This is a genomic window from Gluconobacter sp. P1D12_c, assembly GCF_018812105.1.
Classification (GTDB): Bacteria; Pseudomonadota; Alphaproteobacteria; order Acetobacterales; family Acetobacteraceae; genus Gluconobacter; species Gluconobacter oxydans_A.
Map to the genome: position 1 here is coordinate 166,387 of NZ_JACSIQ010000003.1, position 22,967 is coordinate 189,353.

Annotated in this window: 29 protein-coding genes; all 29 read left to right on the forward strand. The window is 55.7% G+C overall.

What is annotated here, in order from left to right; translation table 11 throughout:
• Positions 1-3 precede the first annotated feature (3 nt).
• The 29 genes from rplA to rplO all read left to right on the forward strand — a co-directional run bounded on the left by rplA (position 4) and on the right by rplO (position 22,928).
• Complete coding sequence (gene rplA, locus KP705_RS04605) at positions 4-696, forward strand: 50S ribosomal protein L1 (RefSeq protein WP_046901170.1); 693 nt, start codon at positions 4-6, stop codon at positions 694-696.
• Positions 697-1,008: 312 nt separating this feature from the next.
• Entirely contained in the window at positions 1,009-1,527 is a 519-nt protein-coding gene (gene rplJ / locus KP705_RS04610; RefSeq protein ID WP_046901171.1) for a 50S ribosomal protein L10, read from the forward strand.
• A gap of 66 nt (positions 1,528-1,593) precedes the next feature.
• Entirely contained in the window at positions 1,594-1,965 is a 372-nt protein-coding gene (gene rplL, locus KP705_RS04615) for a 50S ribosomal protein L7/L12 (protein ID WP_046901172.1), read from the forward strand.
• A gap of 242 nt (positions 1,966-2,207) precedes the next feature.
• The gene (gene rpoB, locus KP705_RS04620; protein WP_046901173.1) at positions 2,208-6,380 is read left to right on the forward strand and encodes a DNA-directed RNA polymerase subunit beta; all 4,173 of its coding nucleotides are present in this window, start codon (positions 2,208-2,210) and stop codon (positions 6,378-6,380) included.
• A gap of 80 nt (positions 6,381-6,460) precedes the next feature.
• Positions 6,461-10,777, forward strand: a complete 4,317-nt coding sequence (gene rpoC / locus KP705_RS04625) for a DNA-directed RNA polymerase subunit beta' (protein WP_215764109.1) — start codon at positions 6,461-6,463, stop codon at positions 10,775-10,777.
• 386 nt (positions 10,778-11,163) lie between these two features.
• Entirely contained in the window at positions 11,164-11,535 is a 372-nt protein-coding gene (gene rpsL / locus KP705_RS04630; protein ID WP_010502158.1) for a 30S ribosomal protein S12, read from the forward strand.
• 12 nt (positions 11,536-11,547) lie between these two features.
• Positions 11,548-12,024 (forward strand): 30S ribosomal protein S7, encoded by a 477-nt coding sequence (gene rpsG / locus KP705_RS04635; RefSeq protein WP_046901175.1) that lies wholly within the window; start codon positions 11,548-11,550, stop codon positions 12,022-12,024.
• Positions 12,025-12,136: 112 nt separating this feature from the next.
• Positions 12,137-13,327, forward strand: coding sequence for an elongation factor Tu (gene tuf, locus KP705_RS04640; RefSeq protein WP_046901176.1), 1,191 nt, complete (start codon positions 12,137-12,139; stop codon positions 13,325-13,327).
• A gap of 120 nt (positions 13,328-13,447) precedes the next feature.
• Positions 13,448-13,756, forward strand: a complete 309-nt coding sequence (rpsJ, locus tag KP705_RS04645) for a 30S ribosomal protein S10 (protein ID WP_007282720.1) — start codon at positions 13,448-13,450, stop codon at positions 13,754-13,756.
• Positions 13,757-13,766: 10 nt separating this feature from the next.
• Positions 13,767-14,450 carry a 50S ribosomal protein L3 gene (gene rplC, locus KP705_RS04650; RefSeq protein WP_046901177.1) on the forward strand — a complete coding sequence of 228 codons (684 nt, stop codon included), beginning with the start codon at positions 13,767-13,769 and terminating at the stop codon, positions 14,448-14,450.
• An 11-nt stretch (positions 14,451-14,461) separates the two neighbouring features.
• On the forward strand, positions 14,462-15,076 hold the full coding sequence (gene rplD, locus KP705_RS04655) for a 50S ribosomal protein L4 (RefSeq protein ID WP_046901178.1): 615 nt from the start codon (positions 14,462-14,464) through the stop codon (positions 15,074-15,076).
• Positions 15,077-15,117: 41 nt separating this feature from the next.
• On the forward strand, positions 15,118-15,414 hold the full coding sequence (locus KP705_RS04660; RefSeq protein WP_174694852.1) for a 50S ribosomal protein L23: 297 nt from the start codon (positions 15,118-15,120) through the stop codon (positions 15,412-15,414).
• Positions 15,415-15,429: 15 nt separating this feature from the next.
• Positions 15,430-16,260 carry a 50S ribosomal protein L2 gene (gene rplB, locus KP705_RS04665; protein ID WP_046901180.1) on the forward strand — a complete coding sequence of 277 codons (831 nt, stop codon included), beginning with the start codon at positions 15,430-15,432 and terminating at the stop codon, positions 16,258-16,260.
• Between the two features lie 16 nt (positions 16,261-16,276).
• The gene (gene rpsS / locus KP705_RS04670) at positions 16,277-16,555 is read left to right on the forward strand and encodes a 30S ribosomal protein S19 (RefSeq protein WP_007282725.1); all 279 of its coding nucleotides are present in this window, start codon (positions 16,277-16,279) and stop codon (positions 16,553-16,555) included.
• A 2-nt stretch (positions 16,556-16,557) separates the two neighbouring features.
• Positions 16,558-16,965: a 50S ribosomal protein L22 gene (gene rplV, locus KP705_RS04675; protein ID WP_046901181.1), complete on the forward strand. Its 408-nt coding sequence runs from the start codon at positions 16,558-16,560 to the stop codon at positions 16,963-16,965.
• A 3-nt stretch (positions 16,966-16,968) separates the two neighbouring features.
• Positions 16,969-17,646, forward strand: a complete 678-nt coding sequence (rpsC, locus tag KP705_RS04680) for a 30S ribosomal protein S3 (RefSeq protein ID WP_046901182.1) — start codon at positions 16,969-16,971, stop codon at positions 17,644-17,646.
• Positions 17,647-17,701: 55 nt separating this feature from the next.
• Positions 17,702-18,118 (forward strand): 50S ribosomal protein L16, encoded by a 417-nt coding sequence (gene rplP, locus KP705_RS04685; RefSeq protein WP_007282728.1) that lies wholly within the window; start codon positions 17,702-17,704, stop codon positions 18,116-18,118.
• A gap of 1 nt (position 18,119) precedes the next feature.
• Positions 18,120-18,353 carry a 50S ribosomal protein L29 gene (rpmC, locus tag KP705_RS04690; protein ID WP_010502114.1) on the forward strand — a complete coding sequence of 78 codons (234 nt, stop codon included), beginning with the start codon at positions 18,120-18,122 and terminating at the stop codon, positions 18,351-18,353.
• A 13-nt stretch (positions 18,354-18,366) separates the two neighbouring features.
• A complete protein-coding gene (gene rpsQ, locus KP705_RS04695) occupies positions 18,367-18,639 on the forward strand; it encodes a 30S ribosomal protein S17 (RefSeq protein ID WP_010502113.1) in 273 nt (90 codons plus the stop codon).
• Between the two features lie 12 nt (positions 18,640-18,651).
• Positions 18,652-19,020, forward strand: coding sequence for a 50S ribosomal protein L14 (rplN, locus tag KP705_RS04700; protein ID WP_007282731.1), 369 nt, complete (start codon positions 18,652-18,654; stop codon positions 19,018-19,020).
• Positions 19,020-19,340 carry a 50S ribosomal protein L24 gene (gene rplX, locus KP705_RS04705; RefSeq protein WP_046901183.1) on the forward strand — a complete coding sequence of 107 codons (321 nt, stop codon included), beginning with the start codon at positions 19,020-19,022 and terminating at the stop codon, positions 19,338-19,340. The genes rplN and rplX overlap by 1 nt, the downstream gene beginning before the upstream one ends.
• A gap of 11 nt (positions 19,341-19,351) precedes the next feature.
• Entirely contained in the window at positions 19,352-19,915 is a 564-nt protein-coding gene (gene rplE / locus KP705_RS04710) for a 50S ribosomal protein L5 (protein WP_046901184.1), read from the forward strand.
• 134 nt (positions 19,916-20,049) lie between these two features.
• Positions 20,050-20,355 carry a 30S ribosomal protein S14 gene (gene rpsN / locus KP705_RS04715; RefSeq protein WP_007282734.1) on the forward strand — a complete coding sequence of 102 codons (306 nt, stop codon included), beginning with the start codon at positions 20,050-20,052 and terminating at the stop codon, positions 20,353-20,355.
• 12 nt (positions 20,356-20,367) lie between these two features.
• Complete coding sequence (rpsH, locus tag KP705_RS04720; RefSeq protein ID WP_010502111.1) at positions 20,368-20,766, forward strand: 30S ribosomal protein S8; 399 nt, start codon at positions 20,368-20,370, stop codon at positions 20,764-20,766.
• Positions 20,767-20,776: 10 nt separating this feature from the next.
• The gene (gene rplF / locus KP705_RS04725) at positions 20,777-21,313 is read left to right on the forward strand and encodes a 50S ribosomal protein L6 (protein WP_046901185.1); all 537 of its coding nucleotides are present in this window, start codon (positions 20,777-20,779) and stop codon (positions 21,311-21,313) included.
• Positions 21,313-21,675, forward strand: a complete 363-nt coding sequence (gene rplR / locus KP705_RS04730; protein WP_046901186.1) for a 50S ribosomal protein L18 — start codon at positions 21,313-21,315, stop codon at positions 21,673-21,675. The genes rplF and rplR overlap by 1 nt, the downstream gene beginning before the upstream one ends.
• A 12-nt stretch (positions 21,676-21,687) precedes the next feature.
• A complete protein-coding gene (rpsE, locus tag KP705_RS04735) occupies positions 21,688-22,260 on the forward strand; it encodes a 30S ribosomal protein S5 (RefSeq protein ID WP_046901187.1) in 573 nt (190 codons plus the stop codon).
• The gene (gene rpmD, locus KP705_RS04740) at positions 22,253-22,441 is read left to right on the forward strand and encodes a 50S ribosomal protein L30 (protein WP_046901188.1); all 189 of its coding nucleotides are present in this window, start codon (positions 22,253-22,255) and stop codon (positions 22,439-22,441) included. The genes rpsE and rpmD overlap by 8 nt, the downstream gene beginning before the upstream one ends.
• 1 nt (position 22,442) lies before the next feature.
• The gene (rplO, locus tag KP705_RS04745; RefSeq protein ID WP_046901189.1) at positions 22,443-22,928 is read left to right on the forward strand and encodes a 50S ribosomal protein L15; all 486 of its coding nucleotides are present in this window, start codon (positions 22,443-22,445) and stop codon (positions 22,926-22,928) included.
• The last annotated feature ends 39 nt before the right edge of the window (positions 22,929-22,967 follow it).

Sequence of the window (22,967 nt, forward strand, 5' to 3'; positions counted from 1 at the left end):
ATCATGGCCAAGAACAAGCGTCTGAATGCTGCGCAGGCTACTGTCGAGCGCAACAAGCCATATGCCCTTTCCGAAGCTGTTGCTCTGGTGAAGAGCAACGCCAAGGCAAAGTTCGATGAGACCATCGAAATCTCCCTGAACCTTGGCATTGATCCGCGTCATGCTGATCAGATGGTTCGTGGTCTGATCTCCCTGCCGAACGGCACGGGCAAGACACTTCGCGTTGGCGTGTTCGCACGTGGCGCCAAGGCTGAAGAAGCTCTGGCAGCCGGTGCAGAAGTTGTTGGTGCAGAAGACCTGGCTGAAAAGATCCAGGCTGGCGAAATCGCTTTCGACCGCTGCATTGCAACGCCTGACATGATGGCTCTCGTTGGTCGTCTCGGTAAGGTTCTTGGTCCGCGTGGCCTGATGCCGAACCCGCGTCTCGGCACGGTAACGATGGACGTCAAGGGTGCGATCACGGCTGCCAAGTCCGGTCAGGTTGAGTATCGCGCTGAAAAAGCCGGTATCATCCACGCTGGCGTTGGTAAGGCTTCTTTCGATGAAGCCAAGCTGGTCGAGAACATCAAGGCTCTGGTGGATGCCGTTCAGAAGGCTCGTCCGTCTGGCGCCAAGGGTACCTACATGAAGAAGGCAGCGCTGTCTTCCACGATGGGTCCGGGCGTCCGCGTTGACGTGTCCTCCTTCGAGGCTTGATTGAATTGAGGGCTTTCTGTAGAAAGCCCTCAACAAGGAATGACGCCATGTTTCGGCATGGTGGCGTAGGGGTAATTCGTTCGCGAATTGCTTCCAAACCTGTCCAAGACCGCACGTAGCGCCTCTGGTGCTTTAAATGCTCCTCTCATGGAGTGGCGAGCGTCAGGCGGGGCGCCAGTGTTTCAGTGGCTTTGCCAGGATGCACTGGGTTCGCTCACTTCTGTGGACAGGCGAGCGGGATATTTTCCGGAAACGGGGGTATCCCATGGGTAACTTGGTCCGGATCGTTCCGGACTGACGAGGAGACAGGTTTTGGACCGTACGGAAAAGCGGGCCTTTGTCGAGTTCCTCGCCGATGTGTTCAACAGCACGTCCATGGTTGTCGTCACCCAGAACAAGGGTCTGACGGTTGCCGATGTGACGGAGCTGCGTCGACGCATTCGTGCGGCAGGTGCGACATATAAGGTTGCGAAGAACCGGCTGGCCAGCCGCGCTCTGGATGGGACCCAATTCGACGGCATCGCGCCGCTGCTCAAGGGGCCAACGGCCCTGGCTTGGTCTGAAGACCCGGTTGCAGTTGCAAAGGTGATCGTCGAGTTCGCCAAGACGAATGACAAGCTTGTAGTGCTCGGTGGCTCCCTTGGTTCCCAGACGCTTGACGTCGCTGGAATCAAGACACTTGCCGAGCTGCCGTCTCTGGACGAACTGCGTGCGAAGCTGGTGGGTATGATTCAGACCCCCGCTACGCGTATCGCAGGTGTTGTTCAGGCTCCGGCAGGCCAGCTTGCTCGCGTCTTCGGCGCCTATGCCAAGACCGGCGAAGCCGCCTAAGAGTAAAATCAACGCTGCGGCGTAGATTTGAACCCAATCAAACAGTGCATCACGTAGGATAAGACCATGGCCGATCTGGCAAAGATTGTTGAAGAGCTATCCGCTCTTACCGTTCTCGAAGCTGCTGAGCTTTCCAAGCTTCTCGAAGAGAAGTGGGGCGTTTCCGCTGCTGCTCCAGTGGCTGTTGCTGCTGGCCCGGCTGCTGCAGCAGCTCCTGCTGAAGAGCAGACCGAGTTCACTGTTGTTCTGGCCGCTGCTGGCGACAAGAAGATCAACGTGATTAAGGAAATCCGTGGCATCACGGGTCTGGGTCTGAAGGAAGCTAAGGACCTGGTGGAAGGCGCACCGAAGACCGTCAAGGAAGGCGCGTCCAAGGACGAAGCCGAGAAGATCAAGAAGACCCTGGAAGACAACGGCGCCAAGGTCGAAATCAAGTAATCAACTTGATCGGGTCGTTTCCTCTCTGAGGGGGCGGCCTCTGCGAAAGCAGACGGATAGGGCGGGGATCGCATGCGGTTCCCGCCCGATTTGCCGTTGGTGGAAATAAGAGTATAATACGCGGCTCGCTACGTATTGAAATTACTGAAAGCCGGTCGTTCCGGTCGTCCGTGTCGTGTCAGGCGTTCGTCTGACAATGAAATCCCGGGCGACTCGAAGGTCTGGTGCAGAGGGCAAGATAGATGAACGCGATCACCAAATCGTTCACGGGACGCAAGAGGATCCGCAAAAGCTTCGGGCGCATTCCCGAAATTGCGCCGATGCCCAATCTGATCGATGTGCAGCGCGCGTCCTACGAAGCGTTCCTGCAAATGAACGTGAGTCCTGACAGCCGTCAGAACTCCGGTCTGCAGGAAGTCTTCCGTTCGGTTTTTCCAATCAATGACTTTGCTGGTCGCGGTCGTCTGGACTTCGTGTCTTACGAGTTCGAAGAGCCGAAGTATGACGTTGAAGAGTGCATTCAGCGCGGTCTGACATTTGCAGCTCCGCTGAAGGTTATCCTCCGTCTTACGACTTGGGATATCGATGAAGACACAGGTTCACGCTCCATTCATGATCTGAAGGAACAGCCGGTCTATATGGGCGACATGCCGCTCATGACCAATAATGGCACCTTTATTATCAATGGTACCGAGCGTGTCATCGTTTCTCAGATGCATCGTAGCCCGGGCGTCTTCTTCGATCATGATAAGGGCAAGACGCATTCTTCGGGCAAGTATCTTTTTGCTGCCCGTGTGATTCCGTATCGTGGTTCATGGCTGGACTTCGAATTCGATGCAAAGGACCTGATTTACGTCCGCATCGATCGCAAGCGTAAGCTTCCCGTCACGACGCTGCTTTATGCTCTTGAGGGCGCGAACTATATCGCCCAGCGCGAAGAGAAGATTGCAGAGGGCGGTGATGTCGAAGGTCTCGACATCCGGGGTATGGATCAGGATGAAATCCTGTCCTACTTCTACGACATGGTCACGTTCACTCGTATGGGTGACGGTTGGGCACGTCCGTTTGAACCTGATGCGTTCCGTGGCCAGAAGCTGCTGAGCCCACTGGTTGACGCTGATACCGGTGAAGTGGTCGCAGAGGCTGACGCCAAGCTGACGGCGCGCATGGTTCGCAAGATTGCTGAAAAGACCCGTGTGGTCCAGGTTGGGCGTCTCGACGTTCTTGGTTGCTACCTTGCCCATGATCTCGTTAACGAGAACACTGGCGAAATTTACGGTGAAGCGGGTGAAGAGCTGACGGAAGACCGTCTTGCAGCACTTGAAGAGCTGGGAATTGCAGAGCTTCCAACGCTTTCTATCGACGGTTCGCACGGTCCCTGGATCCGCAACACGCTCTCAGTTGACAAGAACACGAGCCGTGACGAAGCACTGATCGATATCTATCGTATCATGCGTCCGGGCGAGCCGCCGACCAAGGAAACCGCTGAAGCGATGTTCCGCGGTCTGTTCTTTGACCAGGATCGCTACGACCTTTCGTCTGTTGGTCGTGTCAAGATGAACATGCGTCTTGATGTAGACGCTCCGGATACCCTGCGCGTTTTGCGCAAGGAAGATATCCTGCGCACCATCAAGATCATGTGCGATCTGAAGGATGGTCGTGGCCAGATCGACGATATCGATAACCTTGGTAACCGTCGTGTTCGTTCTGTGGGCGAACTGATGGAAAACCAGTATCGCGTTGGCTTGCTTCGTATGGAGCGTGCCATCCGTGAACGTATGGGCTCTGTCGACATCGACACGGTCATGCCGCATGATCTGATTAACGCCAAGCCTGCGGCTGCGGCCGTACGTGAGTTCTTCGGGTCGTCGCAGCTGAGCCAGTTCATGGATCAGACGAACCCGCTTTCCGAAGTGACGCACAAGCGTCGTCTCTCGGCGCTTGGCCCGGGCGGTCTGACCCGTGAGCGCGCAGGCTTCGAAGTTCGTGACGTCCATCCGACGCATTATGGTCGTATCTGCCCAATTGAAACGCCTGAAGGCCCGAACATTGGTCTGATCAATTCGCTTTCGACCTATGCTAAGGTTAACAAGTACGGTTTCATTGAGACACCGTATCGTCTTGTAAAGGACGGTATTCTTCAGGATGGCTGGAAATATCTTTCCGCCATGGAAGAAGAGAAGCTTGTTGTTGCTCAGGCCGATGCGAAGCAGAGCGCCGACGGCCATCTGACGGACGAACTGGTCTCGGTTCGTAAGTCTGGTGACTTCCGCGTTGTTCCGCCTGAGCAGGTTACGGCTTGCGACGTCTCACCGAAGCAGCTTGTGTCCGTTGCCGCAGCTCTCATTCCGTTCCTTGAGAACGATGACGCGAACCGCGCCCTGATGGGTGCGAACATGCAGCGTCAGGCCGTTCCGCTGGTGAAGGCTGATGCCCCACTGGTTGGTACGGGCATGGAAGCGGCTGTTGCGCGTGACTCTGGTGCGACAATCGTCGCCAAGCGTGACGGTATTATCGACCAGATCGATGGTGCTCGTATCGTTGTCCGCGCGACCGACGATGCCGGTGCAACTCAGGGCGTCGATATCTATCGCCTTCGCAAGTACATGCGTTCGAACCAGTCGACCTGCATCAACCAGCGCCCGCTGGTGAAGGTTGGTGATACGGTTCATGCTGGCGACATCATTGCTGATGGTCCGTCCACGGAACTGGGTGAACTGGCTCTGGGTCGTAACGTGCTCGTCGCGTTCATGCCTTGGAACGGTTACAACTTCGAAGACTCCATCCTGATTTCTGAGCGTATTGCTCGTGATGACGTGTTCACCTCGATTCATATCGAGGAATTCGAAGTCATGGCGCGTGATACGAAGCTGGGTCAGGAAGAAATTACGCGCGATATTCCTAATGTCGGCGAAGAAGCTCTTCGTAACCTTGACGAAGCTGGCATTGTTTATGTCGGTGCAGAGGTTAATCCAGGTGACATTCTTGTTGGTAAGGTGACGCCAAAGGGCGAAAGCCCGATGACGCCAGAAGAGAAGCTTCTGCGGGCCATCTTTGGTGAAAAGGCTTCTGACGTTCGTGATACGTCTCTAAAGCTTCCACCTGGAACGACCGGAACGATCGTTGATGTTCGTGTCTTCTCGCGCCGCGGCGTGGACAAGGACGAGCGTGCCATGGCCATCGAACGCGCCGAAATCGAGCGTCTGACGAAGGACCGTGATGACGAGCGTTCCATTCAGGAGCGTAGCTTCCACAACCGTCTGCGAGAGCGTCTGGTTGGTGAAGTGGCAGGAGCAGGCTTCAAGGGGATCCGTGCAGGAACGCCGATCACAGTAGAGGTGCTTGATGAGCATCCTCGCGCTGCATGGCGGAACGTCACGGTTGCTTCGGATGAAGTCACCGCCGAGCTTGAGACCCTGCGTTCAGAGTTCGACGAAGCTGTTCGCCTCATTAACTCTCGCTTTGAGAACAAGGTCGAGAAGCTTCAGCGTGGTGATGAACTGCCGCCTGGCGTGATGAAGATGGTCAAGGTCTTCGTTGCTGTGAAGCGTAAGCTTCAGCCTGGCGATAAGATGGCCGGTCGTCATGGTAACAAGGGTGTTGTCTCCCGCGTTGTGCCAGTCGAGGACATGCCGTTCCTGGAGAACGGTCAGGCGGTTGATATCGTTCTGAACCCGCTGGGTGTGCCGTCTCGTATGAACATCGGTCAGATCCTTGAAACCCATCTGGGCTGGGCATGTGCCAATATTGGCGCAAGCATCGGGGAAATGGTCGACGAGTATCAGCGCTCTGGCGAGCGTAAGCAGGAACTGCTTGATCGCCTGCGTGATGTCTACGGCGACGAAGTGTTCGAGACGGATGTGGCAACGCTTCCTAACGAGCAACTTGTTGAGCTGGCCAATAACCTCCGCAAGGGGCTGCCAATTGCTACCCCTGTTTTCGATGGGGCTTCCATCCCTGATATCGAAAACATGCTGGAGAAGGCTGGCGTTGATAAGTCTGGCCAGTCCCAGCTGATCGATGGTCGTACAGGCGAGCTGTTCGAGCGTAAGACGACAGTTGGCTACATCTACATGCTGAAGCTGCATCACCTTGTCGACGACAAGATCCATGCACGTTCGATCGGTCCTTACTCGCTTGTTACGCAGCAGCCGCTGGGTGGTAAGGCGCAGTTCGGTGGTCAGCGCTTCGGTGAGATGGAAGTGTGGGCACTTGAGGCGTATGGCGCAGCATATACGCTGCAGGAAATGCTGACGGTGAAGTCGGATGACGTGTCCGGCCGTACCAAGGTTTATGAGGCGATCGTGCGTGAGCAGGATGACTTCGAGGCCGGTATTCCTGAGAGCTTCAACGTTCTGATCAAGGAACTGAAGTCGCTCGGTCTGAATGTCGAACTTGAGCAGGGCGCCGCTTAATTGGCGTCTCTGCTGCTCGCTTTACGGTTCAATTTTGACGCGCCCGCAGGACGCTGCGGCGCGCATTGGGGTTTCGGCGCATGAACGAACTCATGAAGATCCTGGGTCAGGCTGGCCAGTCGGTAGCCTTCGATCAGATCAAGATCCAGCTTGCTTCCAGCGAGCAGATCCGTTCCTGGTCTTACGGTGAAATCAAAAAGCCGGAGACCATTAATTACCGGACGTTCAAGCCTGAGCGTGACGGCCTTTTCTGTGCGCGTATTTTTGGTCCGATCAAGGACTACGAATGCCTGTGTGGAAAATACAAGCGGATGAAGTTCCGCGGCATTGTCTGTGAAAAGTGCGGTGTTGAAGTTACGCTGGCGAAGGTTCGCCGTGAGCGTATGGGCCATATCGAGCTCGCTTCACCTGTTGCCCATATCTGGTTCCTGAAGTCGCTTCCTAGCCGTATTGCCACGATGATGGACATGGCGCTCAAGGATGTTGAGCCAGTTCTGTACTTCGAGAAGTTCCTGGTACTCGATAAGGGTGTCTGTGACTCCGATCAGATTGAGTCTTACAAGAACGGCAAGAAGCGCGACCAGTACCTTCTGGACGAAGTGCGATGTGAAGATCTTCTGGATGAATATCCGGATGCAGGCATCGACGTTGGTATCGGCGCTGAGGCTATCAAGCGTGCGCTTTCCACGTATGACTGGGGTATTCCAAATGCCCAGGAGCGTGAGCTGAGCCTTGCCGCCAAGGCGAAGGGCCTGCCGGATCCGTTTGACTATGACGCTGAAGTCATGGAAGGCGATTCTGAAAAGACGATGATGCGCAAGAAGCTGCGCAAGGCAACGTCTGAGGCTGCTCGTAAGAAGCTGGTCAAGCGTCTGAAGCTCGTTGAGGCATTCGTTGAGAGTGGTTCACGTCCGGACTGGATGATCATGGACATTATTCCGGTGATCCCGCCGGAACTGCGTCCTCTGGTCCCGCTGGATGGCGGCCGTTTCGCCACGTCAGATCTGAATGACCTGTATCGTCGCGTTATCAACCGTAATAACCGTCTGAAGCGTTTGATCGAACTTCGTGCGCCGGACATTATTGTTCGCAACGAAAAGCGTATGCTTCAGGAATCTGTCGATGCGCTGTTCGATAACGGTCGTCGTGGACGTGCCATCACGGGTGCCAACAAGCGTCCACTGAAGTCTCTGTCCGACATGCTCAAAGGCAAGCAGGGCCGTTTCCGTCAGAACCTTCTTGGTAAGCGCGTTGACTACTCTGGCCGTTCGGTCATCGTGGTTGGCCCGGAGCTGAAGCTGCACCAGTGCGGTCTTCCGAAGAAGATGGCGCTGGAGCTTTTCAAGCCTTTCATCTACTCGAAGCTTGAGAAGTACGGTCACGCTACTACCATTAAGGCTGCAAAGCGCATGGTGGAGAAAGAGCGTCCGGAGGTTTGGGATATCCTCGAAGAGGTGATCCGCGAGCATCCTGTGATGCTGAACCGTGCACCGACGCTTCACCGTCTTGGTATTCAGGCATTTGAGCCAACGCTGATCGAAGGGAAGGCTATCCAGCTTCACCCGCTGGTTTGCACCGCGTTCAATGCTGACTTTGATGGCGATCAGATGGCCGTACACGTTCCGCTGTCGCTTGAAGCGCAGCTGGAAGCCCGTGTGCTGATGATGTCCACAAACAACATCCTTAGCCCGGCTAACGGTAAGCCGATTATCGTGCCATCTCAGGATATTGTTCTGGGCCTCTATTACCTGAGCCTTGAAGTTCCTGAATATCGTGCAACGCCAGACGAAGCCGTTATTGAAGATGGCAAGGTCGTTAAGGCTGCGCCGCCAGCTTACTCGGATGTTGCAGAAATCGAGAGCGCAATGCTCGCAGGTTCTCTGCAGCTTCATGATAAGATTCGTTTGCGTCTGCCGACCGTTGATGAAAACGGAAAGCCAATCCGCCAGACGATCCTGACGACGCCAGGGCGTGCGCTTATTGCGCAGATACTGCCGAAGCATCCTGCAATTCCGTTCAGCCTGATCAATAAGCAGCTGACGAAAAAGAATGTGTCTGACGTGATTGACACGGTCTATCGTCACTGTGGTCAGAAGGAGGCAGTGATCTTCTGTGACCGTCTCATGGGCCTTGGTTTTAAGCACGCTGCCCGTGCAGGTATTTCCTTCGGCAAGGATGACATGATCATTCCGGCAGAGAAGGCGCCGTTGGTTGCCAAGACGTCGGAGGAGGTCAAGGAGTTCGAGCAGCAGTATCAGGATGGTCTGATCACCGCTGGCGAGCGCTATAACAAGGTGGTTGACGCATGGTCACGCTGCACGGACGAGGTCCAGGCAGCCATGCTGAAGGAAATCTCCAAGCAGGTTATCGGTCAGCCGACCAACTCTGTCTGGATGATGAGCCACTCCGGTGCTCGTGGGTCGCCAGCCCAGATGAAGCAGCTCGCTGGTATGCGTGGTCTGATGGTGAAGCCTTCAGGCGAAATTATCGAACAGCCGATTATCGCGAACTTCAAAGAAGGTCTGTCGGTTCTCGATTACTTCACGTCCAGCCACGGTGCTCGTAAGGGCCTCGCGGATACGGCTCTGAAGACTGCAAACTCGGGTTATCTGACGCGTCGTCTCGTTGACGTTGCCCAGGATTGCATCATTGTTGAGCCGGATTGCGGTACTGAACGCGGCCTGACGGTTCGTGCGGTTATGGATAGTGGTGAAGTCGTCGCTTCGCTGTCTGAGCGTATTCTGGGACGTACGACGTCCAAGGATGTGCTGCATCCGGTGACGCATGAAGTCCTGCTTCCGCGCAACACCCTGATCGAGGAGCCCGAAGCAGAGCTCATCGAGAAGGCCGGCGTCGAGAGCATGGAGATCCGCTCGGTTCTGACATGCGATAGCCGCGTTGGTATCTGTGCGCACTGCTATGGTCGTGATCTGGCTCGCGGTACGCCAGTGAACATCGGTGAAGCTGTCGGCGTTATTGCCGCTCAGTCCATCGGTGAGCCTGGTACACAGCTGACGATGCGTACCTTCCATATTGGTGGTGCGGCAACGCGTGGCGCCGAGCAGTCTATGGTCGAAGCCTCTCGTGATGGGCGTGTGACGATCAAGAACCGCAACGTGGTTGAGAACTCTCAGAAGGTTCTGGTTGTGATGTCGCGTAACTGCGAAATCCTGCTGACCGATGAGAACGGTGTCGAGCGTGCTCGTTACCGTGTTCCATACGGTGCACGTCTGATGGTGGGCGAGGGTGAGGCAGTTGCACGTGGTCAGAAGATGGCCGAGTGGGACCCGTACACCCTTCCGATCATCACCGAGCAGGCAGGTACGGTTGAATACCTCGACCTGATCGACAGCATCACGCTTGTCGAACGTATGGATGAGGTCACAGGCCTGAGCTCCAAGGTTGTGGTTGACTACAAGCAGGCTTCTAAGGGTGTTGATCTTCGTCCACGTCTGCAGCTCAAGGATGCTGCGGGTAATGTGGTCAAGCTCGCCAATGGCAATGATGCTCGCTACTTCCTCTCACCAGACAGTATTCTGTCGATTGAGAATGGTGCCGAAGTTCATGCTGGTGACGTGCTGGCGCGTATTCCGCGTGAAGGTTCCAAGACCCGTGACATTACCGGTGGTCTGCCGCGTGTTGCCGAACTGTTCGAAGCGCGCCGTCCGAAGGATCATGCGATTATTGCCGAAGGCGATGGCCGTATTGAGTTCGGGAAGGATTACAAGTCGAAGCGTTGCGTTATCGTGAAAAACGACGAGACCAGCGAAGAGACGCAGTATCTCATCCCGAAGGGCAAGCACGTTTCTGTTCAGGAAGGTGACTTTGTTCAGAAGGGTGATCCGCTGGTCGATGGACCGCGTGTGCCGCATGACATCCTGAAAGTTATGGGTGTCGAGGCGCTTTCGGATTATCTGGTCAACGAAATTCAGGACGTCTATCGACTGCAGGGCGTGAAGATCAATGACAAGCACATCGAGGTCATTGTTCGTCAGATGCTGCAGAAGGTCGAAATTCTGGAGCCAGGGGATTCGACCTATCTGATCGGCGAGACCGTGGATCGGATTGAGTACGAGATCGAGAACCAGCGCCTTCAGGAAAATGGTGATACCCCAGCAGTGGCTATGCCGGTGCTGCAGGGCATTACCAAAGCCTCCCTGCAGACGCAGTCCTTTATCTCGGCAGCATCCTTCCAGGAGACGACGCGCGTACTTACGGACGCTGCGACGTCTGGTAAGGTCGACACACTGAACGGTCTCAAGGAGAATGTGATCGTGGGTCGTCTGATCCCGGCCGGCACGGGTAGCGTTATGAATCGTCTGCGTGGCATTGCTGCCAGCCAGGATCGTCATCGCGTTGGCCGTTCAGCGGCCGAAGTGAAAGACGCGGCAGAATAATGAAACCCCCCTCTGTTCCTCTTTCAGAAGAAGAGCAGAGGGGAAATTGTAGCGATTTGAAAAACTCTCTCTTTAGAATCGCTTCAATTTCAGCCGAAACACTTGACTCAACGCGGAACCCTTCGTAGGTTCCGCGCCCTCGGCTACTCCCGTCTAATTAGGCGAAAAAAAGCCGTCGAAGACAAAGAATCGCATGTGGTGCCGCTACCTCGGATTCGGGGGATGCCAAGGCCGCACGCTACAAAAGGAGGGAAATGGCTTTTGCTGTTTCTCTTTCCAAATGTGGGATAGGCAGGCGGTTCAGCCGCATGTCGATTTGAATAAAATGTCATGGCAGAAAGTCTGGTGCTTTCTGTCCGGAATAGGACAAGGATTGGGAAGGGCGCATGCCGACCATCAACCAGTTGATCGCGAACGGCCGTGAGCCGGCCGCAAAGCGGAATAAGGTCCCTGCACTACAGGGATGCCCCCAGAAGCGTGGCGTATGCACGCGCGTGTACACGGTAACGCCAAAGAAGCCGAACTCCGCTCTGCGTAAGGTCGCCAAGGTGCGTCTGACCAACGGGTACGAGGTCGTAAGCTACATTCCGGGTGAAGGTCATAACCTTCAGGAACACAGTGTTGTTCTTATCCGTGGTGGGCGAGTGAAGGATCTTCCTGGTGTGCGTTATCACATCCTGCGAGGCGTGCTTGACACGCAGGGCATCGCTAAGCGTCGTCAGCGTCGTTCGCTGTATGGCGCGAAGCGTCCGAAGTAAGAGGTATTTGGAATGAGTCGCCGTCACCGCGCTGTAAAGCGTGAGATCCTTCCCGATCCGAAGTTCGGAGACATCGTCATTACGCGCTTCATGAATGCGCTGATGTATGATGGAAAGAAATCCACCGCCGAAGGCATCGTTTACGGTGCTCTCGAGGTTCTGCGTCACCGTGGTGGTGCAACTGCTGACCCGGTGGCCATGTTCCACTCGGCTCTGGACAACGTGAAGCCGGCTGTCGAAGTCCGTTCACGTCGTGTTGGTGGTGCTACCTATCAGGTGCCTGTCGAAGTGCGCACCGAGCGCCGTCAGGCTCTGGCGATCCGGTGGTTGATCGATGCCTCCCGCAAGCGCGGTGAGAACACGATGCAGGAGCGCTTGTCCAACGAACTGATGGACGCGGTTAACAATCGTGGCGCTGCTGTAAAGAAGCGCGAAGACACCCACCGTATGGCTGAAGCTAACAAGGCATTCAGTCACTATCGCTGGTAATCAGAACCCGCTAAAGGGCTTCCGGCAGTATCTGGGAATCTAACAGATACTGACTGGATGAACTTTCAGTCTTATCTCTGCCTCGTGGAAGGCAGGGTTTTGGAGAAAGACGATGGCAAAGGCTAAATTCGAGCGGAACAAGCCGCACTGCAACATTGGTACGATCGGTCACGTCGATCACGGCAAGACCTCGCTGACTGCTGCGATCACCAAGGTGCTGGCAAAGACTGGTGGCGCAACGTTCAGCGCATATGATCAGATCGACAAGGCTCCTGAAGAGCGCGCTCGTGGTATCACCATCTCCACGGCTCACGTTGAGTACGAGACGAAGAACCGTCACTACGCTCACGTCGATTGCCCGGGCCATGCTGACTACGTCAAGAACATGATCACCGGTGCCGCTCAGATGGACGGCGCAATCCTGGTTGTGTCCGCTGCTGATGGCCCAATGCCGCAGACGCGTGAGCACATCCTGCTTGCTCGTCAGGTTGGTGTTCCTGCTCTGGTTGTGTTCCTGAATAAGGTTGACCAGGTTGACGACGCTGAGCTGCTTGAGCTCGTGGAAATGGAAGTTCGTGAGCTTCTGTCCTCCTACCAGTTCCCAGGCGACGATATCCCCATCGTCAAGGGTTCTGCTCTTGTGACCCTTGAAGATGGTGACGCCACCATCGGTGAAGATCGCGTTCTTGAGCTGATGGAAGCTGTAGACACCTACATTCCGCAGCCTGAGCGTCCGGTTGACCGTCCGTTCCTGATGCCGATCGAAGACGTGTTCTCGATCTCGGGTCGTGGTACGGTTGTCACGGGTCGTGTTGAGCGTGGCGTTGTGAACGTCGGCGACGAAGTTGAGATCGTTGGTCTGAAGGATACCATCAAGACGACCGTTACGGGTGTTGAGATGTTCCGTAAGCTTCTCGATCGTGGTGAAGCCGGTGACAACATCGGTGCACTGGTTCGTGGCACGAAGCGTGAAGACGTTGAGCGTGGTCAGGTTCTTGCAAAGCCAGGTTCCATTACGCCGCACAAGACGTTCAAGGCTGAGGCTTACATCCTCACGAAGGAAGAAGGTGGTCGTCATACGCCGTTCTTCACGAACTACCGCCCGCAGTTCTATTTCCGTACGACCGACGTCACTGGCGTCGTAACGCTGCCGGAAGGCACGGAAATGGTCATGCCGGGTGATAACGTAGCCATGGATGTCGAGCTGATTGCTCCGATCGCCATGGACGAAGGCCTCCGCTTCGCAATTCGCGAAGGTGGCCGCACCGTGGGTGCAGGCGTGGTTTCTTCAATCAGCGCCTAAGTCCTGCGTTTCGCCGTTGATATGGAAGCCCCGGCCAGATTTATTTCTGGCCGGGGTTCCCTTTCAGATGCAATGGCAGTAGGACGAGACCCGAATTTTTGAGTTGGACGAATTAAGACTATGGACAACCAGAACATCCGCATTCGCCTTAAGGCGTACGATCATCGAGTGCTGGACAACAGCACCAAAGAGATCGTAAACACGGCGAAGCGTACGGGTGCGCGGGTTCGGGGTCCGATCCCGCTGCCGACGCATATCGAACGTTTCACGGTGAACCGTTCGCCACACGTGGATAAGAAAAGCCGCGAGCAGTTCGAAATTCGGACTCACCGCCGGCTGCTCGACATTGTCGAGCCGACACCGCAGACCGTGGACGCCCTCATGAAGCTCGACCTCGCCGCTGGCGTTGATGTCGAGATCAAACTCTAAGGTCCAGACGATGCGTACCGGATTGATTGCAAAAAAGCTGGGGATGACCCGGCTGTTTAAAGAAGACGGCACTCATGTGCCTGTGACGGTCCTGCACCTTGACGAAGTTCAGGTTGTAGATACCCGCACGAATGAGCGTGATGGCTATACAGCCGTTCAGCTCGGTCTTGGTAATGCCAAGGTGAAGAATGTCACCAAGGCAAATCGTGGCCACTTTGCCCGTACCAAGGTTGAGCCGAAGAAGCACCTCGTAGAGTTCCGCGTTGCGGAAGACGCTCTGCTTGAGGCCGGCGCAAAGCTCTCCGCTAACCATTTCGTGGTTGGGCAGAAAGTTGATGTCACGGGCCAGAGTAAGGGTAAAGGCTTTGCAGGTGTTATGAAGCGTCATAACTTCGCTGGCCTTGAAGCCTCTCACGGCGTTTCCATTAGCCACCGTTCTCATGGTTCTACGGGCCAGCGCCAGGATCCTGGCAAGGTCTTCAAGGGCAAGAAGATGGCAGGTCATATGGGTGACGAGCGTGTTACAACGCTGAACCTGGAAGTGGCAGCCGTGGATGAAGAGCGTAACCTGATCATGGTCAGGGGTGCGATTCCTGGTGCGAAGAATAGCCTTGTGCTGATTCGCGATGCAATCAAGAAGGCTCGCCACGCCGATGCGCCGTACCCGGCTGCAGTCGTAGCGGCCGCCGGTTGAGGACGAGGGGCATGGAATACGATATCAAGACCCTCGATAATGGCAGCGCTGGCTCAGTCGCGCTTCCAGAAGAGATTTTCGCGGTTTCTCCGCGTGCCGACATCATGGCGCGAGTTGTTCACTGGCAGCTGGCTAAGCGCCGCGCTGGCACGCATCGCACCAAAGGCATGGGTGAAGTTTCTGGTACGACGAAGAAGCCGTTCCGCCAGAAGGGTACCGGTTCTGCACGTCAGGGCTCGCTGCGTGCGCCGCAGTTCCGTACGGGTGGCGTTGTTCATGGTCCGGTTGTCCGTGACCACGGATACGATCTGCCAAAGAAGGTTCGTCGTCTCGGCCTGATTTCTGCGCTGTCGCAGAAGGCTGCTGCTGGCAAGCTGGTTGTGCTCGATACCGCCAATGGCGTGAGCAAGACCCGTGAAGCTGCTGCTAAGCTCAAGGTTCTCGGCTGGTCCTCCGCGTTGATCGTGGATGGTGCGGTTGATGAGCAGTTTGCTCGTGCGGTTGCGAACCTGCCGAAGATTGACGTCCTGCCGACCATCGGCGCGAACGTCTATGACATCCTCAACCACGATGTACTGGTTATTACCCGTGCGGGTCTTGAGGGTCTTAAGGAGCGTCTGGCATGACCATCTCTATCGTCATGAACGCACGTAAGACAGCTGAGAACATGTCTCAGGAAGCTCTTTACGATGTGGTCCGTTCGCCGCTGATCACGGAAAAGGCTACGCTTCTTTCGGAGCGTAATCAGGTTGTTTTCAAGGTCTCCACGACTGCAACCAAGCCGCAGATCAAGGCCGCTGTCGAAAAGCTCTTCAACGTTAAGGTTTCTGGCGTGAACACGCTGGTCCAGAAGGGTAAGACGAAGCGCGTCAAGGGTCGTCCTGGTCGCCGCTCTGACATCAAGAAGGCGTATGTACAGCTTGCAGAAGGTCAATCCATTGACCTTACAGCGAAGCTGGGCTGACGCGGGGTAATAACCATGGCACTAAAGCACTTTAATCCCACGACGCCGAGCACACGCGGCACCGTGCTGATTGATCGTAGCGAGCTCTGGAAGGGCAAGCCGGTCAAGCAGCTGACGGAAGGTAAGAACAAGTCTGGCGGTCGTAACAACCACGGCCGTACGACAGTTCGGTTCCGTGGCGGCGGGCACAAGCAGTCCTATCGTTACGTCGATTTCAAGCGTCGTAAGTTCGATGTGGGTGCAACGATTGAGCGCCTTGAGTACGATCCAAATCGTACGGCGTTTATCGCACTCATCAAGTACGATGACGGCGAGCTTGCTTACATTCTGGCTCCGCAGCGCATCAAGGTTGGCGATCGCGTCATCTCTGGCGCCCATACGGACGTGAAGCCGGGCAATGCGATGTCTCTCGGCGCTATGCCGGTTGGTACGATTGTTCACAACATTGAACTGAAGCCAGGTGCTGGCGGCAAGATGGCACGTTCCGCTGGAACGTATGCTCAGCTCGTCGGTAAAGATGCGGGCTACGCCCAGATCAAGCTTCAGTCTGGTGAACTACGTCTTGTTCGCGGCGAATGCATGGCAACGGTTGGTGCTGTCTCTAACCCAGACAACATGAACCAGCACATGGGTAAAGCTGGACGTTCCCGTTGGCTCGGACGTCGTCCGCACAACCGTGGCGTTGTCATGAACCCGGTCGATCACCCGCATGGTGGTGGTGAAGGTCGTACCTCTGGTGGCCGTCACCCGGTTACGCCTTGGGGCGTTCCGACGAAGGGTTACAAGACGCGTGTTAACAAAAAGACGGATAGCTTGATCATCCGTCGCCGTAAGTCCGGCAAGTAAGAGGGGGCAAACAGAGATGGCACGTTCCGTCTGGAAGGGCCCGTTCGTTGACGGGTATCTGTTCGGCAAAGCAGAAGCAGCTCGTGCTTCTGGTCGTAACGAAGTGATCAAGATCTGGTCACGTCGTTCCACGATTCTGCCGCAGTTCGTCGGGCTTACGTTCGGCGTCTATAATGGTCACAAGTTCCTGCCTGTGCAGGTCACGGAGAACATGGTCGGTCACAAGTTTGGTGAATTCTCACCGACACGGACCTACACCGGTCATGGCTCTGACAAGAAGTCGAAGCGGGGCTGAAAATGAGCAAGCCGAAGCACATCCGCACGCTTGCTGATACGGAAGCGCAAGCAATTACGCGTAACATCCGTGTTAGCCCGCGTAAGCTGAACTTGGTTGCGGCAATGATCCGTAACCAGCCAGCTGACAAGGCTATTGCCGCTCTGACCTTCTCGCGTCGTCGTATCGCGCAGCAGGTTAAGAAGACTCTTGAGAGCGCCGTGGCCAACGCTGAGAACAATCATCAGCTGGACGTTGATCGTCTGGTTGTGAAGACGGCTGAAGTCGGCAAGTCCATCGTCATGAAGCGTTTTCACGCTCGTGGCCGTGGTCGCTCGGCTCGCGTTGAAAAGTTCTTCAGCCACCTGAAGATTGTTGTGGCCGAAGCTGCAGAAGCGTCGGAAACCAGCGAAGAGCAGAAGGCAGCTTGATCCATGGGACATAAGGTCAATCCAATCGGGCTTCGGCTCGGTGTTAACCGTACCTGGGATAGCCGCTGGTACGCAGGTGCAGACTATGCACGTCTTCTTCATGAAGACCTTAAGCTGCGTGCATTCCTGCGTCGCAAGCTGTCTGGTGCTGGCGTCTCTCGTGTTGTTATCGAGCGTCCGGCAAAGAAGCCCCGCGTAACGATCTACGCTGCCCGACCGGGTGTCGTGATTGGTAAGAAGGGTCAGGACATCGATGCACTGCGTAAGGAACTGAGCCGTATGGCGAAGACCGACGTGGCGCTGAACATCGTTGAGATCCGTAAGCCGGAAATCGACGCAACTCTGGTTGCTGAAAACATTGCTCAGCAGCTTGAGCGTCGCGTTGCTTTCCGCCGCGCCATGAAGCGCGCAATCCAGTCTGCAATGCGTCTGGGCGCCCAGGGCATCCGTATTACTTGCAGCGGACGTCTGGGTGGTGCCGAAATCGCACGTGACGAGAAGTATCGTGAGGGACGTGTGCCGTTGCATACGCTCCGCGCTGATATCGACTATGGCACGGCGACGGCCAAGACGACTTATGGAACCTGCGGTGTGAAAGTCTGGATCTTCAAGGGTGAGATCCTGGCTCATGACCCCCTGGCACAAGACCGTCGTGCCGCGGAGCAGGCTCCGCAACGTTGAATTGTAGGCGAAAGCCTACAGTTCCATTGCTGGTGCTGATTGAGGATTTAACAACATGCTTTCCCCAAAGCGGACAAAGTTTCGTAAAGCTCACAAAGGCCGTATCCACGGTCTTGCGAAAAGCGGAACGCAGCTGAACTTCGGTGCATATGGTCTGAAGGCTCTTGAGCCAGAGCGGATCACGGCCCGTCAGATCGAAGCGTCCCGTCGTGCTATTACTCGTGCGATGAAGCGTGCCGGTCGCGTCTGGATTCGTATTTTTCCTGACCTTCCGGTCTCGACAAAGCCTGCAGAAGTGCGTATGGGCTCGGGCAAGGGTTCCCCAGAGTACTGGGCAGCTCGTGTCAAGCCAGGTCGCATCCTGTTTGAGATCGAAGGCGTTCCGCCGGAAGTCGCTCGCTTGGCACTGAGCCTGGGAGCTGCAAAGCTTCCGATCAAGACCAAGTTCGTTCAGCGTATCGGAGACGCGTAAGATGGCCGACACGTACAAGCCTGCAGATCTGCGCGCGAAGAGCGAGGACGAGCTGAACGCTCTGCTCATCGATCTGAAGCGCGAACAGATCAATCACCGTTTTGCGGCTGCCACCGGGCAGTCGGAAAACACAAGCCGTGTTAAAGTCGTGCGTCGTGCTGTCGCGCGCATCAAGACACTGGCTCATCAATCGAAGAACCGTGCGGGCGCCCAAACGTCCGCCGCAAAGTCCTGAGAGGAGACGGACGATGCCAAGGCGCGTCCTGACAGGGCGAGTAACGAGCGACAAGATGGACAAGACGGTTACCGTTCTTGTTGATCGTCGTATCATGCACCCGCTCTATAAGAAATTCATCCGCCGCTCCAAAAAGTATGCGGCTCATGATGAAGCCAACGTCTGCCAAATTGGCGATCTGGTTCGCATTGAAGAATGCGCACCGATTTCCAAGCGCAAGACTTGGTCTGTCGTCGCACGCAACGGAGAGGACATGGCTTCGGCTTCCTCTTCCGTCAGCGCATAAGGGGGTAGGCACATGATTCATCCCGAGACCAACCTTGACGTCGCCGATAATTCCGGTGCGCGTCGGGTGCAGTGCATCAAGGTGCTGGGCGGCTCCAAGCGGAAGACTGCCTCGGTCGGCGACATCATTGTCGTATCCGTTAAGGAAGCCATTCCCCGCGGTAAGGTGAAGAAGGGTGACGTCCATCAGGCCGTTATCGTTCGTACGTCTTATCCGGTACGTCGTGCAGACGGATCTGCGATCCGTTTTGACAAGAATGCTGCTGTGCTGATTAACAAGCAGCAGGAGCCGATTGGCACGCGTATCTTTGGCCCGGTCGTTCGTGAACTGCGTGCTCGCAAGTTCATGAAGATTATCTCCCTGGCGCCGGAGGTGCTGTAATGGCTGCACGTATTAAAAAAGGCGATCAGGTCCTCGTTCTTTCCGGTAAGTCCCGGGGCGTTCGTGGCGAAGTCCTCTCAGTGATGCCGAAGGCTGAGAAAGCTGTCGTTCGCGGCGTAGCTATCGCTAAGCGTCACACGAAGCCCAACCGCGCAGGTGGAGAAGGTGGTATCATCGAGCAGGAAATGCCGATCCATCTGTCAAACCTGAAGCTGGTTGATCCCAAGAGCGGTAAGCCGACACGCGTTGGCTTTCGGGTTCTTGAAGACGGTCGCAAAGTTCGTGTTGCCAAGGCAACCGGCGAAGTGATCGAAGGCTGAGGAACGCAAAAATGAGCGATAACAACACCGCTTTGCCGCGTATGCAGCAGCGCTACGAAGAAATTCTTCGTAAACAGCTTCTTGAGCAGTTCGGCTACGCAAACCCGATGCAGGTTCCTAAGCTCGAGAAGATCGTGCTGAACATGGGCGTCGGTGAAGCAGCTGGCGACCAGAAGAAGCTGGATGCAGCAGTTGCTGAAATGGCAGCGATCTCCGGTCAAAAGCCGGTTAAGACGCTGGCACGCAAGGCTATTGCTGGCTTCAAGATCCGTGAAGGTCTTCCGATCGGTTGTAAGGTTACTCTGCGTCGTCAGCGTATGTATGAGTTCCTTGACCGTCTCGTGACGATCGCAATGCCTCGCATTCGTGATTTCCGTGGTCTTCCGGCAAACAAGGGTTTTGATGGTCGTGGCAACTTCGCCATGGGCATCAAGGAACAGATTGTTTTCCCGGAAATCGAATATGACAAGATCGATGCCGTTCGCGGTATGGACATCATCTTCGTGACCACTGCAAAGACCGATGCCGAAGCAAAGGCTCTGCTGAAGGCCTTCGATCTGCCGTTCGCAGGTTGATCAGGTAATTTTTCAGACCGATCGCGACTAAAAATAAGGATTCGGCCTTCCATTGGAAGGCCGCTTTCCTTTATAGACACGCAGATTGGAAAACCGTCGGGATAGGCCTGACAGGTTCCGGGAGAAAATTCGAGATGGCGAAGATCTCAGCGGTTAACCGTAATAACCATCGCGCAGCTCTTGCGAAGCGCGATAAGGAAAAGCGGACCGCTCTTAAAAACATCATCAAGGATCGTTCCCTTTCGGTTGAAGACCGATTTGAAGCGACTCTTAAGCTGGCACAGATGCCACGTAACGGATCCGCAACGCGCGTCCGTCTTCGTTGTAAGCTGACCGGTCGTCCCCGTGCTAACTACCGTAAGTTCGAGCTTTGCCGTATCGCTCTGCGTGATCTTGCGTCCGCCGGCCAGATTCCTGGCATGGTCAAGTCGAGCTGGTAAGGGATAGATCGAATGTCGTTGTCTGATCCACTGGGTGATATGCTTACCCGGATCCGTAATGCTCAGCGTGCTCGTCATGCTGCCTGCGTTGCGCCCGCTTCCAAGCTTCGCACGAACGTGCTTGAGGCTCTGAAGCGTGAAGGTTACATCCGTGGTTTTTCCACGGAAGAAGTCCGTAAGGGCGTATCGCAGCTCCGTATTGAGCTGAAGTACGTTGAAGGGCAGCCGGTCATTAAGGAAATCCATAGGGTCTCCAAGCCTGGCCGTCGTGTCTATTCGAAGATCAAGGAACTTCCGCGCGTTTATGCCGGCCTTGGTGTGTCGATCCTGTCCACCCCGCGTGGCGTCCTTTCGGACGTCGAGGCCCGCGCTGCCAATGTTGGCGGCGAGGTTCTCTGCCGCGTCTTCTGAGGAGGGTCGCATGTCTCGCGTAGGTAAATATCCCGTAGAAGTTCCGGCAGGTGTGCAGGTCGCAGTTGCCAACGGTGTCTTCACGGCCAAAGGCAAGCTTGGTGAACTGAGCTTCCCGGTTTCTCGTCACGTGGACGTGAAAATCGAAGACAACTCAGTTGCAGTTGCTCCGATTGGTCGTCGCTCCCGTGAAAACTGGACGATGTGGGGAACGACGCGCGCTCTGATCGCAAATATGGTCAAGGGTGTGTCTGTTGGTTTCACCAAGGGTCTTGAAATTCAGGGTACGGGTTTCCGTGCTGCTGTTCAGGGATCCAATCTGGTGATGAACCTCGGCTTCTCGCACGATGTCGTTTATCCGATTCCGGCCGGTATCAAGATCACCACGCCGCGTCCGACCGCTATTGTTGTTGAAGGCAACGACAAGCAGCGCGTTGGTCAGGTCGCTCTCGATATTCGCAGCTTCCGCAAGCCTGAGCCATACAAGGGCAAGGGCGTTCGTTATGACACGGAAGTTCTGCGTCGCAAGGAAGGTAAGAAGAAGTAATGGCATCGCAGCAAGGATTGCAGGAACGTCGCCGTCAGCGGCTGCGTTTCCAGCTTCGTCGCAAGAGCGGCGGCCGGCCGCGTTTGTCGGTCTTCCGTTCCAGCAAGCACATTCACGCCCAGATCATCGACGATGCACAGGGTCGTACTCTTGCCAGCGCATCTACGCTGGAAAAAGAGCTTCGCGACAATGGCAACACCGGTGCTAACGTGGACGCAGCTTCGGCGATCGGCAAGCTGATCGCGGAACGTGGCTTGGCAGCTGGCGTGACGGCCGTCGTGTTTGATCGCGGCGCTTATGTCTATCATGGCCGGGTCAAGGCCCTGGCAGAGGCTGCCCGTGAGGGCGGACTCTCGTTCTAAGGAGGATCACACATGGCACGTGAGCCAAGAGAAGGCGGCCGTGGTGGTCGTGAGCGCGAGCAGGGCGACGATCTGGTCGACAAGCTCGTAACCATCAATCGTGTTGCCAAGGTTGTTAAGGGTGGCCGTCGCTTTGCTTTCGCAGCGCTGGTTGTCGTTGGCGATCAGAAGGGACGCGTTGGTTACGGTGCGGGTAAAGCTCGTGAAGTGCCCGAAGCTATCCGTAAGGCTACCGAGCGCGCCAAGCGTACGATGATCCGCGTACCAATGAAGGAGGGTCGTACCCTTCATCATGATACGTCAGGTCACTACGGCGCTGGTAAGGTTGTTGTTCGTGCGGCTGAAGCCGGTACGGGTATCATCGCCGGTGGTCCGATGCGTGCGGTTTTCGAGAGCCTGGGTGTTAACGACGTTGTCGCTAAAAGCCTTGGAACGCGTAACCCGCACAACATGATCAAGGCTACGTTCGCTGCCCTTGAAAAGGCAAGCAGCCCTCGCAACGTCGCTTCGCGTCGTGGCAAGAAGGCCGCTGAACTTTTCGGTAAGCGCGAGCAGGCTCAGACCGAGGAGACTGCAAATGTCTGAAAACGGTAAGACCGTTCAGGTAAAGCAGATTGCTTCTGTCATTGGTCGCAAACCGGGCCAGGCTGAGACCCTTGTTGGTCTTGGTCTGCGCGGTATCGGTTCCACCCGTACGCTGGAAGATACTCCGGCTGTGCGTGGGATGATCCGCAAGGTTGCCCACCTCATCCAGGTGGAGGGTTGAAATGAACCTCAACGAATTGCGCGATAACGAGGGCTCTCGTTATCGCAAGAAGCGCCTAGGACGTGGCATTGGTTCCGGTAAGGGTAAGACCTCCGGACGCGGTGTTAAGGGTCAGAAGGCTCGTGAAGGCGTCTCGCTGAATGGCTTTGAAGGTGGTCAGCTCCCGCTGTATCGCCGTATGCCTAAGCGTGGCTTCGTGAACATCTTCCGCAAGGAATATGCTCCGGTGAACCTTGGCGCGATTTCGAAGGCTATCGAAGCAGGCAAGCTGGATAAGTCGGCTCCTGTTACGGAAGCAACACTTCGCGCTGCTGGGCTTGTCAATGGCAAGACCCATGGTGTTCGTCTTCTTGCGAAGGGTGAACTTTCGCATGGCGTAACCATCGAAGTCGACGGTGCTTCCGCAGCAGCTCTTGCTGCTGTTGAGAAGGCTGGCGGCTCCGTTAAGGTGCTTGCACCGAAGAAGGAAGTTCAGGCTGAAGCCTGAGTTCTCCTCTCCCAGATTTATCTGGGGTATGGTTAGATA

Excerpts from the sequence above, each read along its gene's own strand:
- rpsJ (WP_007282720.1), top strand. The coding sequence starts at position 13,448 with ATGGACAACCAGAACATCCGCATTCGCCTTAAGGCGTACGATCATCGA.
- KP705_RS04660 (WP_174694852.1), top strand. The coding sequence starts at position 15,118 with ATGTCTCAGGAAGCTCTTTACGATGTGGTCCGTTCGCCGCTGATCACG.
- rpsS (WP_007282725.1), top strand. The coding sequence starts at position 16,277 with ATGGCACGTTCCGTCTGGAAGGGCCCGTTCGTTGACGGGTATCTGTTC.
- rplP (WP_007282728.1), top strand. The coding sequence starts at position 17,702 with ATGCTTTCCCCAAAGCGGACAAAGTTTCGTAAAGCTCACAAAGGCCGT.
- rplB (WP_046901180.1), top strand. The coding sequence starts at position 15,430 with ATGGCACTAAAGCACTTTAATCCCACGACGCCGAGCACACGCGGCACC.
- rpoC (WP_215764109.1), top strand. The coding sequence starts at position 6,461 with ATGAACGAACTCATGAAGATCCTGGGTCAGGCTGGCCAGTCGGTAGCC.
- rplO (WP_046901189.1), top strand. The coding sequence starts at position 22,443 with ATGAACCTCAACGAATTGCGCGATAACGAGGGCTCTCGTTATCGCAAG.
- rplV (WP_046901181.1), top strand. The coding sequence starts at position 16,558 with ATGAGCAAGCCGAAGCACATCCGCACGCTTGCTGATACGGAAGCGCAA.
- rplF (WP_046901185.1), top strand. The coding sequence starts at position 20,777 with ATGTCTCGCGTAGGTAAATATCCCGTAGAAGTTCCGGCAGGTGTGCAG.
- rplE (WP_046901184.1), top strand. The coding sequence starts at position 19,352 with ATGAGCGATAACAACACCGCTTTGCCGCGTATGCAGCAGCGCTACGAA.
- rplL (WP_046901172.1), top strand. The coding sequence starts at position 1,594 with ATGGCCGATCTGGCAAAGATTGTTGAAGAGCTATCCGCTCTTACCGTT.
- rplA (WP_046901170.1), top strand. The coding sequence starts at position 4 with ATGGCCAAGAACAAGCGTCTGAATGCTGCGCAGGCTACTGTCGAGCGC.
- rpsH (WP_010502111.1), top strand. The coding sequence starts at position 20,368 with ATGTCGTTGTCTGATCCACTGGGTGATATGCTTACCCGGATCCGTAAT.
- rplC (WP_046901177.1), top strand. The coding sequence starts at position 13,767 with ATGCGTACCGGATTGATTGCAAAAAAGCTGGGGATGACCCGGCTGTTT.
- rpsL (WP_010502158.1), top strand. The coding sequence starts at position 11,164 with ATGCCGACCATCAACCAGTTGATCGCGAACGGCCGTGAGCCGGCCGCA.
- rplD (WP_046901178.1), top strand. The coding sequence starts at position 14,462 with ATGGAATACGATATCAAGACCCTCGATAATGGCAGCGCTGGCTCAGTC.
- rpoB (WP_046901173.1), top strand. The coding sequence starts at position 2,208 with ATGAACGCGATCACCAAATCGTTCACGGGACGCAAGAGGATCCGCAAA.
- rpsC (WP_046901182.1), top strand. The coding sequence starts at position 16,969 with ATGGGACATAAGGTCAATCCAATCGGGCTTCGGCTCGGTGTTAACCGT.
- rpmD (WP_046901188.1), top strand. The coding sequence starts at position 22,253 with ATGTCTGAAAACGGTAAGACCGTTCAGGTAAAGCAGATTGCTTCTGTC.
- rpmC (WP_010502114.1), top strand. The coding sequence starts at position 18,120 with ATGGCCGACACGTACAAGCCTGCAGATCTGCGCGCGAAGAGCGAGGAC.
- rpsQ (WP_010502113.1), top strand. The coding sequence starts at position 18,367 with ATGCCAAGGCGCGTCCTGACAGGGCGAGTAACGAGCGACAAGATGGAC.
- rplR (WP_046901186.1), top strand. The coding sequence starts at position 21,313 with ATGGCATCGCAGCAAGGATTGCAGGAACGTCGCCGTCAGCGGCTGCGT.
- rpsG (WP_046901175.1), top strand. The coding sequence starts at position 11,548 with ATGAGTCGCCGTCACCGCGCTGTAAAGCGTGAGATCCTTCCCGATCCG.
- rplX (WP_046901183.1), top strand. The coding sequence starts at position 19,020 with ATGGCTGCACGTATTAAAAAAGGCGATCAGGTCCTCGTTCTTTCCGGT.
- tuf (WP_046901176.1), top strand. The coding sequence starts at position 12,137 with ATGGCAAAGGCTAAATTCGAGCGGAACAAGCCGCACTGCAACATTGGT.
- rplN (WP_007282731.1), top strand. The coding sequence starts at position 18,652 with ATGATTCATCCCGAGACCAACCTTGACGTCGCCGATAATTCCGGTGCG.
- rpsN (WP_007282734.1), top strand. The coding sequence starts at position 20,050 with ATGGCGAAGATCTCAGCGGTTAACCGTAATAACCATCGCGCAGCTCTT.
- rpsE (WP_046901187.1), top strand. The coding sequence starts at position 21,688 with ATGGCACGTGAGCCAAGAGAAGGCGGCCGTGGTGGTCGTGAGCGCGAG.